Genomic DNA, 11,878 nt, shown 5'->3' on the forward strand with positions numbered 1-11,878 from the left:
CTCCCGTTCGATACAAGAGAACCCAGGTTAGATGCCGGCAGCCGTTCTGCGTGCCCAAGCATCCACTTCCGCGATTGCAGTGACATCGGGAACCTCGACGATTTCATGCCGTTCCAGAACGGTCGCAATGATGGTTTCGATCTCGAGGAACGAAATTTCGCCCGCCAGAAAACGAGCCACTGCCGTTTCGTTCGCCGCATTGAATACTGTCGGAGTGGATTTTCCAGCTCTTCCGCTTTCATAAGCATACCGCAGACACGGATAACGATCAAAATCCATCTCCCTGAAATGCAGGGCGGACTGCTTCGCCAAATCCAAGGAACCCGTCGGCGTTACCCGCCGCTCGGGATAGGTAAGCGCATATTGAATCGGAACCCGCATATCCGGCAAGCCAAGCTGCGCGACGATGCTATGGTCCACGAACTCTACATACGAATGAATAATGCTCTCCGGGTGAATAAGCACCTTGATTTGGTCGTAAGGCAACCCGAACAGCCAATGCGCTTCTATAACTTCCAACCCTTTGTTAGCCATGGTGGCGGAATCTATGGTCACCTTCGCTCCCATCGACCAATTCGGGTGATTGAGCGCTTCTGCAACCGTTACACCCTGCAGTTCTTCACGCTTGCGATCGCGGAACGAACCGCCGGAAGCGGTCAACGTAATCTGTTTCACATCGACGCGTCTTTCGCCGTTCAGGCATTGGAAAATCGCGGAATGCTCGCTATCCACCGGCAAAATCGAAACACCGCGGTCAACTGCCCTTTTCATTACCAAATGTCCGGCCGTGACGAGCGTTTCCTTGTTGGCCAGCGCGATGTCTTTGCCTGCATCGATGGCTGCAAGCGTCGCAGGCAGCCCTCTGCTTCCTACGATAGCCGTAACGACCGTATCGGCTTCCGTACCAGCGGCGACCTCAACGAGACCTTCATCTCCGTAAACCACTTTGATTCCGGCCGGCAGGAGCTGCTTCGCTTCATCTGCAAGGGTCTTGGAAGCCAAGCATACCGTCTTCGGTTTGAATGCTTTGGCTTGCTGGATCAGCAAGTCCAGGTTGCTGCCGGCGGCTAAGCCTTCAACAGCATAACGTTCCGGTTCGCGGCTCACAATATCCAGCGTTTGTGTACCAATTGAACCCGTGGAGCCAAGAATTGATATCTTCTTCAACACATATGCCTCCCAGCATGCCTTACAGCGGCAGCAAATCCATCATAATGAGCAGCGGAAACACAACCAGCCAGCTGTCGCAGCGGTCAAGCACCCCGCCATGTCCGGGCATAATCGATCCCGAGTCTTTGATGCCCCGAACGCGTTTATAGGCGGATTGAATCAAATCGCCAAACTGCCCGGCAATGGCCGCGACAAGCCCGATCATGATCGCGCGTCCGATGCTGATTACATCCGGATATATGAAAGCAAATAAGAGCGCGATGATGAGCGACAGGACGACGCCGCCCAATGAGCCCTCAATCGTCTTATTCGGACTGATCGATGGCCAAAGCTTGTTTTTGCCGATCGCTTTCCCCGTAAAGTAAGCCCCCACATCGGAAGCCCAAATCGCGAAGAATGCCATAATCGTCGTCAACAAGCCATGGGAATCGCCGTTTCGAATTTCATACATGGCGTGAAAGCCATAACCGACGTATAGCGCGCCCAGCAGCATCAACGCCGCGCCGTCGAGCGTCACTTCGTTCTTCGTTATGACGGTCACGCTGAGCAAAATAAACATCAGTATCCATAACATATGTAAGGCAGACGGTTGATTCATGCCAAGGTCGTTCCAAGGCAGAAATAATAACAGCATCCCCGCCATGGCGATCCAAGCTAACGGATGCTTCATGGTGACGCCGTTCATACGAACGTATTCCTTCATGCCGACGATCGTCAAGAAGAGAAGTAGTGCAAAGAAATACCATCCGCCAAGCACGGTCAAAACCACAAAGGCGGCACCTGCAATGACGCCTGAAATAATGCGTTGTTTCACGCGAATGACACGCTCCAGTTCAAACGTTACAGTCCGCCATATCGGCGAGCTCGCCGCTGGTACTCCCGGACTGCCTCATAAAAGTGCTCATCTGAAAACTCCGGCCAATAAACATCCGTGAACCACATTTCGCTGTAGGCCAGCTGCCAGAGCATGAAATTGCTAAGCCGAAGCTCGCCGCTCGTACGAATGAGCAAATCCGGATCGGGGATACCCGCGGACAGAAGATGGCTCTCCAGATGGGAAACGTCAATCTCATCCGGAGACAGCTTTCCGTCCTTCACGTCCTGACCGATGCATCTGATTGCTTCAATCATTTCTTTACGGCTGCCGTAGTTCAGCGCGAACGTGAGAACGAGACCCGTGTTGCCGGCCGTGCGCGCGACTGCATCCTCGACGGCTCTGAGGGTATGCTCAGGCAAGCCTTCCTTGTTGCCCATCATCCGGATTTGAACATTCTTCTCCATCAAATCTTTGATTTCCATCGTAAGAAACTCTTGCGGCAGCTTCATCAAGAATTCGACTTCCGCTTTCGGACGCTTCCAATTTTCCGTCGAAAACGCGTAAAGCGTTAAATACTTAACGCCAAGGCTGTTTGCTGCCATCGTAATCCGCTTGACCGCCTTCATTCCGGAATGATGACCGGCCATTCGAGGCAAACCGCGGCTCTTTGCCCACCTGCCGTTACCGTCCATAATGATTGCTATATGCTGCGGTATGTTATCAGTTCCAAGCATCGGCAACGGTTTTGCGGACGCTTTGCCAAACAAGGCTTTCAATCGCTGTAACATGTTCGTTCCCCCCGCCGCTAGCGTCGATTTATGCAACAAACCCCACCATTCGGAGGGGCCGGTGAGCAATATTAAACTTCCATGATGTCCTTCTCTTTAGCGGAGAGCACTTTCTCAACTTCAGCGATGAATTTATCCGTCGACTTCTGAATATCATCTTGATGGCGACGAGATTCGTCCTCGGAGATATCCGTTTTCTCAAGCTTTTTAATATCGTCGTTTGCATCGCGGCGGATGTTGCGGATGGCAACTTTCGCTTCTTCACCGAACTTTTTCGTCAGCTTGACGAGTTCGGAACGACGTTCTTCCGTCAGCATCGGAATGCCAAGACGAATCGTTACGCCGTCGTTGGAGGGCGTCATGCCTAGATCGGATTTCAGAATCGCTTTCTCGATCGCGCCGAGCGAGGATTTATCCCAAGGCTGAATCAGAAGCGTGCGCGAATCCGGCGTATTCACGTTCGCCAATTGGTTGACTGGCGTCAATGCTCCGTAATATTCAACTTGAATACGGTCCAGCAGCGCCGGAGTGGCGCGGCCTGCGCGAAGCGTCGATAAATCGCGTTTCAGTGCGGCAATGGCTTTGTCCATCCGTTCTTCGGCATTCTTCTTAATAGCTTGTGGCACTAGGTGGCACTTCCCTTCATCACGATCGTTCCGATTTTTTCTCCAAGCACAACGCGTTTAATGTTCCCTGACTCCGTAATCGAGAATACGACCAGAGGAATATTGTTATCCATGCACAGCGAGGATGCGGTCGAATCCATGACGCCGAGGTTGCGGTTCAACACTTCCATGTAGGTCAGTGTTTCGAATTTCTCCGCAGTCGCGTCTTTGAACGGATCGGCGGAATAAACACCGTCCACTTTGTTCTTCGCCATCAAAATCACTTCTGCTTCTATTTCAGCTGCGCGCAGTGCGGCAGTAGTATCCGTTGAGAAGAATGGGTTACCAGTACCCGCGGCAAAAATAACGACGCGCCCTTTTTCCAAATGGCGAATCGCACGGCGGCGAATGTACGGTTCCGCGATTTGCTGCATCGCGATCGAAGTCTGTACGCGCGTCGGAACGTCGATTTGCTCGAGCGCATCCTGCAGTGCCAGCGAATTCATAACCGTTGCAAGCATTCCCATATAATCGGCTGTAGCACGGTCGATACCTTTCTCCGAACCGGCGATACCGCGCCAGATGTTACCGCCGCCACAGACGATAGCGACCTCTACGTTCAGTTCCACTACTTCTTTGACTTGCTCAGCAATCGAGGAAATAACAGCCGAGTCGATTCCATATCCATTGTTACCGGAAAGCGATTCACCGCTTACCTTAAGCACTATACGTTTGTACACGGGACTTTGCAACGTGGTTTACCTCCATCTTGGACCTTGTTTAAAGGCCGCATACTTTAAAAAATGCTGCCTATCGGAATACTTTTATACACTTGAATATATTTAAAAAAATGGCGGGGCGAACGCCCCGCCCCGCCTGTGCGTTCGGATTACAATTTAGCTTGCGACATAACTTCGGCAACGAAGTTGTCTTCTTTTTTCTCCAAGCCTTCGCCAAGCTCGTAACGAACAAAGCGACGGATCGAGATGTTCTCGCCGATCGTGCTGATTTTTTCTTTCAGCAGCGTGTGGATCGTTTTGTCCGGGTCTTTGATGAACGACTGCTCAAGCAAGCAGTATTCTTCGTAGTATTTGCTGATGCGGCCTTCAACCATTTTTTCAACGATTTTCTCCGGCTTGCCTTCGTTCAGCGCTTGTGCTTTAAGAATTTCACGCTCTTTGTCCAGCTCATCGTTAGGCACTTCTTCGCGGCTTACAAACTTAGGGTTTGCTGCAGCGATTTGCATTGCGATATCGCGAGCGAATTCGCGGAATTGTTCCGTTTTGCCTACGAAGTCTGTTTCGCAGTTGATTTCAACAAGTACGCCGATACGTCCGCCGGCGTGGATGTAAGATTCAACTGTGCCTTCCGTAGCTACACGGCCTGCTTTGTTTGCTGCAGCGGAAAGACCTTTCTCGCGAAGCAAGTCGATTGCTTTCGCGATATCGCCATTCGTTTCGTCAAGCGCTTTTTTGCAATCCAACATACCCGCGCCTGTTCTTTCACGCAATTCTTTAACTGCACTAGCACTAACTGCCATCGTTCGTGACCTCCTGAAATGGTTAAGTATACAAACCTTTACTCCAACGTGAAACTATTGCCGCCATCATTCGACGCTGCAACGCATTTCATCCCGAAGAAATACAAGCATAAGCATAAATCGAATCTTATACGTCTTGTATTTTAAAAAAAGGGCGGTGAGAGAGGTTTACACCTTCTGACCACCCTTTCCTGTTGGTTCGTCAATCAATATTAAGCAGTTGTTTGCTCGCCTTGGCGCGATTCAACGATTGCATCGGCCATTTTCGCCGTCAGCAATTTAACTGCGCGGATTGCATCATCGTTACCTGGGATAACGTAGTCGATTTCGTCCGGATCGCAGTTCGTATCAACGATACCTACGATTGGGATACCAAGTTTGCGTGCTTCAGCAACCGCAATGCGCTCTTTGCGCGGGTCGATGATGAACAATGCGCTTGGCAGACCTTTCATGCCTTTGATGCCGCCGAGGAATTTCTCGAGGCGATCTTTCTCTTTACGGAGAATGATAACTTCTTTCTTAGGAAGCACGTTGAAAGTACCGTCTTCTTCCCATTTCTCGATCGTTTTCAGGCGATCGATACGTTTTTGGATCGTGGAGAAGTTAGTCAGCGTACCGCCGAGCCAACGTTGGTTGATGTAGAAGTTGCCGCAACGTTCTGCTTCTTCTTTCACCGAATCTTGTGCTTGTTTTTTCGTGCCTACGAAGAGAATTGTGCCACCTTCTTCGCCGATCGAACGAACGAAGTTGTAAGCCTCTTCGACTTTCTTAACTGTTTTCTGCAAGTCAATAATGTAAATCCCGTTACGTTCTGTGAAGATATAACGATCCATCTTAGGGTTCCAACGACGCGTCTGGTGACCGAAGTGTACCCCAGCTTCTAGAAGCTGTTTCATGGAAATTACCGCCATCTCTTCAACACCTCCTGTTAAATGGTTTTTTGTTTACCTCCGCCAATCGCATTTTTCGTCATCACTTCGACCGGGTCGAAGCACCAATGACGAAATTAATCGGCGTGTGTTTTTAACACCGTCAATTACTATACCACATCTATATGCGGCCATGCAACCGCAATTGACTGCTTTCATGACTTCATTTTCAAAGTGACATTATTCCTTGTTAGCCGCTATTTCCTTTTGTGCTGCAGATGGATCAAGCGGCTTGCTCATAATGATACCGCGCACCTCCTGCAAACTCAATTTCCCCTGGAAAGCAAAATAGCCCGCGCGTATGATCCGCTTACGCATCAGGTCTATAAACGCCTTCTTGTCCGTAATAATACCGCGTTCAGCAAGCAAATCCGCCGTTTCTGTGACGTTTGCGTTCGGTGGAATGCGCACGATTACACGCGACGGTTTCACTTCCGCCGCCTTGTCGGCTGTGCTGACTTTGTCGACTTCAGCTTCTGGCTTCGCCGCTGGTTTCGCGGAAGATGGTTTAGTCGAAGGTTCGTCACTCTTCTTCTCCTGTTCATCGGACGGGTCGACTGTATCCGCTGCCTTCTTCTGTTCGGCTTGCAACCGTTCGCGTTCATCGCTCACAGCCTTATCGAGTTCAGCCTGCGAATACGTCTTTACTTCGGCACCGCTCAGCGCATCCGCTTGTTTTTCGCCTACCAGCATCAACTGCAGCAAAGCCGCTCCGACTATGATGCCCACGCCAAGTCCGAAGAGAAATATCCGTCTATTCATGGCGGACCGCCTCCTCCTGCTTCGACAACTGAAGAATGAGCTGAACCTCTCCCTTGTTGCGGCCAAGTTTCTTGGCGATCATGTCGATGGATTTGCCGGCTTGGTACATGTCGAACAATTCTGCATACCGACTGCGGATAGATGGCGTTAAGGGCACGGAAGCTTCAGTCGTTTCCGCTGTTTCCGCGGCTTCTTCAAGAGCAGCCGCTGATCGTTCCATCGTTTGAGGCGATGGTGCCATTCCTGTTAAAGATACGGGAGGATTGGCCATGACAGCCTCCGAAGAGACGTGTGCAGCCTTGCTCGACAGCTCTGCCAACTTCTGCTCCATATCGCCGATGCGCAACTCTAACTGCTTAACGCGTTCGTCCCTTTTCATCGTTTGCGCTTGTAGGTCTTCGCTGGATTTGCTTACTAGACTAGCGATTTCCTGATTGTCTGCTTCCATGTTCTCCATGAATTGTTCCAATGCGGTTTCCATGTTGCGCACCGTCTGATTCTCGTTGCTCGGACTGCCTTTTACGGCCCGCCTCGGAAGCACGACCGCAGAAACGACCACGATTCCTCCGACGAGCATAATGGTCTGCCACGGTTCCATTTCACATTCACCTGCAATTATGTTTAAAATCGTTCTCAGAACGAAAAATCAATATGTTTTCCTTTAAACGGATGAGCGGCCTGTCCTGAATCTGCCTGTTGCTCCGACGAAATATCCTCTTGTCCTTCCTTCTTCCGCTTACGCTTGGAGGAAGCACTCGAATCCTTATTGCGGTTGGACGTGATGCCATGATTTCCGCTTTGCTCTACGGCGGTATTTCGCGTGCGCAGCTGCTCCGATTGTTTCATCGTATCTTGCTCCAGCATGGATTGCTCGGTCAACGCACGGTGGTTCAGTCGACTTTGCTGTCCTCCGCTCTCCGGAGTTCTCGGAATTGAGATTTGAAAATCAATCGGTTTATAGGGCATCGACAATCCCTCCCTTGTAATCGGCAGCTCCAAGCAGATTACTCGTTACTCGTGACCAGGTATCGTTAAATATACGGTGCCATTACGATATCACCATCGGCATAGCGGAACGAAATGCGCTGCATCGGGTCTTTAATGAACCGCGTATTGCGTCCAATGACTATTTTGGTACCGCCGTAAATGACATTTACCGCATCGACTTTTGCGCGATCGGTATTCTCGAGCGACTTTTCGATTTCCAGCACGCGTTCCTTGTTCTGGGCGATTTCTTCGACGGATGCGCGCTTGGTCGAGCCCAACTTGATGCGCATCGCCATCCGATCGGGCGGCAGCTGGCCGACTGCGGCTAATTGATCCAGCAATGCGAGCGCTTTCTCGGTTTTATCCAGATTTTCGCTTAATAGCTTGTTTTGGCTGCGAAGTTCCAAGAGTTCGCTCCGCAGCTCTGGACGAACGCCGACTTCAATTACAGTCGCGGTCGACATCGAATTGCCGATCGTCCTCGCCACAACCCGGTCGCCTGCTTGGATAGTGCCGCCAACGACAAGTCCCTTCACGCCTGAACAAATCACGTTACGGCCTGCTCGAACATGGGAATGCATGATGCTTTGGGATACGAGCACATCCTCCGCCGCCGTTACGTTCCCATCCTGAATGAAGGAGCATTTGATATTCTTGCCTGCTTTTAGGTATCCTTTGTTGCTGGCCAGCACGCCGCCGGTGACTTCGATCGAGCCTTCCGTCTCCAGTATAGCTCCTTCCACCCCGCCGATGACCCGTATGTCGCCTACTGCCTTCACTTTGAAACCTGTCAATACGTTACCGCGAATAACGACATTTCCTACGAAATCGATATTACCGACCTTGTAGTCCACGTCGCCATTCACTTCGAAAACAGGAAAGACATTGACTTTAGATTTATCTGTAATGGAGATCAGCCCGTCGATAGCAGCATAAATCGCCGTTTGCTCCGGATTGAGCAGGACGTTCTTGCCCATCTTGAAGTATGCTTCTTTACCGTTCCGACACGGGACCGCTTCGCCGGTAACCGCGATCCCATCCTTGCCGGGCGTCGCTTTCACCTTCTCGGCGATCAGTTGGCCGCGTTTGACGTTCTTAAGCTGCGTGACTTCTTTAAAGTCGACCTTGCCGCCTTCAAGTTCAAGAGGACGATATTCGCCCTCGTTCATGTCGTATGCGAAACGGATAAAACCATCTTCTCCATTAACAGGAGCCACACCTTGAGCGATCAGCGTTTGACTTTGAAAATAGCGGCTTGGCAGCTTGACCAGTTGGTTTATGACGTCATGCTGCAAGCCATGCTTGATGTTGTGGCTTTTCAGGAATTCTGCCAACTGTTCAGCTGTGCAAGAGAAATTTTCGTCCGCGACGTTAAATCTAATGTAAGCGGCCAATTTGTCCGGCGACTGCTGGACTACCAGATACGTTTGCAAGTTCTCTGTCGTTGTCAATACTGCCCCCCCCTTTACAGGTTTAATGTTGCATCAATTGATCTTTTTGTTTTTCCAATGCCCCCCGAAGCCTCAGAATCGCTTTGGAATGCAGCTGAGAAATACGCGATGGCGATAACGACATCACCTCAGCGATTTCACTTAGCGACAGCTCCTCATAATAGAATAGCGAAATGACGGTTCTCTCTTTCTCGGTCAGACGATCGATGCCACGAACGAGCGATTCTTTCAAATAAAATTCATGGACTTTATAGTCCGGGTTTTTGGCCTTCTCGTCAATAAGAAGCGACAACCGCGTTTCCGATTCTTCGTCCCGGATGGGATCTTCCAGCGAACATACTGTCGTCACGGCGATTTCCTGCAGCATGACGCCGAATTCCTTCTCCGTCACAGCCAAATACCCGCTGATTTCCGTATCGCTTACGGAGCGCATATATTGTTGTTCCAGTATTTGATAAGCTTCTTCAATTCGCTTCGCTTTCTCCCGCACGGAACGCGGAACCCAATCTCCCTGCCGCAGGCCGTCAATAATAGCGCCGCGAATTCGCCAGGAAGCATACGTTTCAAACTGAAGACCTCTTCTGTAATCGAATTTTTCAATGGCATCGATTAATCCCATCACGCCGTTGCTCGCCAAGTCATCCTTGGATACATTTTTCGGAAGGCCGATCGCCATCCGGTTGCTTACATAATCCACCAAAGTCAAATATTGCTCGATCAGACGTTTCTTTGCTTCAATGTCCCCGTCTTCTTTCCATTTCCGCCAAATCTCGATGTTAGATAAATGAGGCGCCTTCGGCTCAATCATCTTCTCACCCTCCTGTTAGGTGACGTATTGCTTTTGCCAGTTCTTCAGGCTCTTTGTTCTGAGTCGATATAAGTTTGGGAGGCGACAGCGGTTTGAAATCCAATTGCTGGCCTAGCTCAAGCATATTGCTTCCGTCCATTTGATGTTTTAACAGCTCGTTCAACTCATCGCCCTGATCAGGCGTCGCGTAATCGATTGAATGCCCTTTGGTTTGCGCATCTTCGACATCTGAATGAAGAAGTGCAGCAGACGGACTGGGCCGCAATATGAACGCAAGCAACGCTCTAAAAAGGAAGGTGACCGCAAAAAATGCGATAAATGCATACAGACACCGGAGGCTCGTAATTGCCAGCCCATTGCTGCTGAGCGAGAAAAGCAATGTCAACAAGCTTCCGCCAATGCCAAGCGAAACATTCCAGCGCCATGAACCGATCATGTTAAATCTCCTTTACTCCTTGCTGAACACTCCGAATCGTCATCTTACCGCTCATGCTGCAAAACTCGATTGTCCTGCCGTAGTTCAGCCCCGTATCTTCCGACAACACCGGTATGTTGAACTGTTTGAGCATTTGCTTGCAGGACTCTACGTTGCGCGGGCCAATTCTCATGGAGTCGTTATTCGTATGAAAAGCAAACATTTGCGCGCCGCCGGCCATTTTCGCGACAAACCGTTTCGGTTCCGCGCCTTCTAATCTCATTAATTCGATCAAATGGGGAATGGACGTGTCCGCGTATTTCGCGATGTTGATTGAAGCTTCCCTGGCGATTTCAGAAGACGGAAGCATGACATGCACCATCCCGGCAACCTTGGTCCGTTCATCGAACAAGGTCAAGCCGACGCAGGAACCAAGTCCGGTCGTTTTCAGAATGGCGCCTCCTGCCGCAATCTTCAGGTCCGCCATACCCACTTTCACAACATTAGCATCGTTCATTCGTTAGGCACTCCCAAGGCGCTGAAAATTTTATCAAAGGATTCCGGGTCCGGGATCAGGAAGAAATGGCCTGCCAACGCTTCCTTCCCTTCCAAGAACGTTGTATCGATCAACAACGCGGAATCTCCCATCTCGCCATACTGCACGAGACCATAGCTGAGAATGGCTCCAGCCATGTCTACCGCGATCGCGGGTACGGTCGGCGACAAGTACAACTGCGTGAAATCCGCTAAAGACGACAAGTAGGAACCAGCTAAAATATTGCCGATTTCGCCGAGCGCGGAATATTCCATCTCGGAATACCCTTCTTCTTGAACGTCCAGGGCAAGCAGGTTGCGCAGCAGCTTCTTCGCCGAATCCTCATTGATGATAAAAAACATATTTCCGGGAGCTTCGCCTTCCACGCGAAGAAAGACCGCGATGACGACTTGCTCATTGCCGCCGACCTTGTCGGCGATTTGTTCAAACGGAATTAAGCTGACGGTCGGCACATTCATATCTACGGGCTTGTCCAGAAGACGGGATAGGGCGGTAGCGGCGTTGCCCGCGCCAATATTCCCGACTTCCTTAAGCACATCTAGCTTGAATGCTTCCAATCTGTGTAGCATATTCACGTCGTTTATGCCTCTTGTTGTTCCAATTGAATGATTTCGCTCTTGTTCAGCACTTCGGACAAGTTAAGCATTATGAGCAGTCGATCGTCTCCGACCTTTGCTACGCCGCGCAAATACTTCGCTTTGATCCCGCCGACAACTTCAGGAGGCGAATCGATGGTGTCGGAGTCGATATCGATGACATCGTTCGCGGAATCGACGATAAAACCGACCTCCAAGTCATTCACCGCAACAATGATAATCCTGGAGCTGTCCGTCGGCTCCGACTCCGGTAATCCGAATCGGCCTCGCAAATCGATAATCGGAATAACGACGCCTCGCAGGTTAATCACGCCTTTAACGAAAGCCAGCGTTTTCGGCACGCGCGTAATCGGAATCATTCGCTCGATCGTACGCACTTTTTCGACTTCGATGCCGTATTCCTCATTAGCCAAACCGAACACGATCACTTTAATTTCCTCACCCATACGTAATC

General features: G+C 50.4%; 16 protein-coding genes. All 16 read right to left on the reverse strand.

Features of this window, described 5'->3' with window-relative positions:
* Positions 1–27 precede the first annotated feature (27 nt).
* The 16 genes from GZH47_RS03740 to GZH47_RS03815 all read right to left on the reverse strand — a co-directional run bounded on the left by GZH47_RS03740 (position 28) and on the right by GZH47_RS03815 (position 11,870).
* Positions 28–1,167 carry a 1-deoxy-D-xylulose-5-phosphate reductoisomerase gene (locus tag GZH47_RS03740; RefSeq protein WP_162638654.1) on the reverse strand — a complete coding sequence of 380 codons (1,140 nt, stop codon included), beginning with the start codon at positions 1,165–1,167 and terminating at the stop codon, positions 28–30.
* A 22-nt stretch (positions 1,168–1,189) separates the two neighbouring features.
* Positions 1,190–1,984 (reverse strand): phosphatidate cytidylyltransferase, encoded by a 795-nt coding sequence (locus GZH47_RS03745; RefSeq protein ID WP_162638656.1) that lies wholly within the window; start codon positions 1,982–1,984, stop codon positions 1,190–1,192.
* Positions 1,985–2,010: 26 nt separating this feature from the next.
* Positions 2,011–2,775 carry an undecaprenyl pyrophosphate synthase gene (locus GZH47_RS03750; protein WP_162638658.1) on the reverse strand — a complete coding sequence of 255 codons (765 nt, stop codon included), beginning with the start codon at positions 2,773–2,775 and terminating at the stop codon, positions 2,011–2,013.
* Between the two features lie 71 nt (positions 2,776–2,846).
* Positions 2,847–3,401 carry a ribosome recycling factor gene (gene frr / locus GZH47_RS03755; protein WP_162638660.1) on the reverse strand — a complete coding sequence of 185 codons (555 nt, stop codon included), beginning with the start codon at positions 3,399–3,401 and terminating at the stop codon, positions 2,847–2,849.
* On the reverse strand, positions 3,401–4,132 hold the full coding sequence (gene pyrH, locus GZH47_RS03760; protein WP_162638662.1) for a UMP kinase: 732 nt from the start codon (positions 4,130–4,132) through the stop codon (positions 3,401–3,403). The genes frr and pyrH overlap by 1 nt, the downstream gene beginning before the upstream one ends.
* 137 nt (positions 4,133–4,269) lie before the next feature.
* Entirely contained in the window at positions 4,270–4,920 is a 651-nt protein-coding gene (tsf, locus tag GZH47_RS03765) for a translation elongation factor Ts (protein WP_162638664.1), read from the reverse strand.
* A 212-nt stretch (positions 4,921–5,132) separates the two neighbouring features.
* Positions 5,133–5,831: a 30S ribosomal protein S2 gene (gene rpsB / locus GZH47_RS03770; protein WP_162638666.1), complete on the reverse strand. Its 699-nt coding sequence runs from the start codon at positions 5,829–5,831 to the stop codon at positions 5,133–5,135.
* Positions 5,832–6,029: 198 nt separating this feature from the next.
* Positions 6,030–6,554, reverse strand: a complete 525-nt coding sequence (locus GZH47_RS03775; protein WP_162638667.1) for a hypothetical protein — start codon at positions 6,552–6,554, stop codon at positions 6,030–6,032.
* 49 nt (positions 6,555–6,603) lie between these two features.
* Entirely contained in the window at positions 6,604–7,209 is a 606-nt protein-coding gene (locus tag GZH47_RS03780; protein WP_162638669.1) for a DUF6115 domain-containing protein, read from the reverse strand.
* Between the two features lie 35 nt (positions 7,210–7,244).
* Positions 7,245–7,610, reverse strand: coding sequence for a hypothetical protein (locus GZH47_RS03785; RefSeq protein ID WP_162638671.1), 366 nt, complete (start codon positions 7,608–7,610; stop codon positions 7,245–7,247).
* A 32-nt stretch (positions 7,611–7,642) separates the two neighbouring features.
* On the reverse strand, positions 7,643–9,049 hold the full coding sequence (locus tag GZH47_RS03790; RefSeq protein ID WP_162638673.1) for a flagellar assembly protein A: 1,407 nt from the start codon (positions 9,047–9,049) through the stop codon (positions 7,643–7,645).
* A gap of 22 nt (positions 9,050–9,071) precedes the next feature.
* On the reverse strand, positions 9,072–9,857 hold the full coding sequence (locus GZH47_RS03795) for a FliA/WhiG family RNA polymerase sigma factor (protein ID WP_162638675.1): 786 nt from the start codon (positions 9,855–9,857) through the stop codon (positions 9,072–9,074).
* A 4-nt stretch (positions 9,858–9,861) separates the two neighbouring features.
* Positions 9,862–10,293 carry a hypothetical protein gene (locus GZH47_RS03800; protein WP_162638677.1) on the reverse strand — a complete coding sequence of 144 codons (432 nt, stop codon included), beginning with the start codon at positions 10,291–10,293 and terminating at the stop codon, positions 9,862–9,864.
* A 1-nt stretch (position 10,294) separates the two neighbouring features.
* On the reverse strand, positions 10,295–10,789 hold the full coding sequence (locus tag GZH47_RS03805; protein WP_162638679.1) for a chemotaxis protein CheD: 495 nt from the start codon (positions 10,787–10,789) through the stop codon (positions 10,295–10,297).
* A complete protein-coding gene (locus tag GZH47_RS03810) occupies positions 10,786–11,397 on the reverse strand; it encodes a chemotaxis protein CheC (protein ID WP_162645062.1) in 612 nt (203 codons plus the stop codon). The genes GZH47_RS03805 and GZH47_RS03810 overlap by 4 nt, the downstream gene beginning before the upstream one ends.
* A gap of 11 nt (positions 11,398–11,408) precedes the next feature.
* Positions 11,409–11,870, reverse strand: a complete 462-nt coding sequence (locus tag GZH47_RS03815; RefSeq protein ID WP_162638681.1) for a chemotaxis protein CheW — start codon at positions 11,868–11,870, stop codon at positions 11,409–11,411.
* Positions 11,871–11,878 lie beyond the last annotated feature (8 nt).

It is taken from the genome of Paenibacillus rhizovicinus (assembly GCF_010365285.1).
Classification (GTDB): Bacteria; Bacillota; Bacilli; order Paenibacillales; family Paenibacillaceae; genus Paenibacillus_Z; species Paenibacillus_Z rhizovicinus.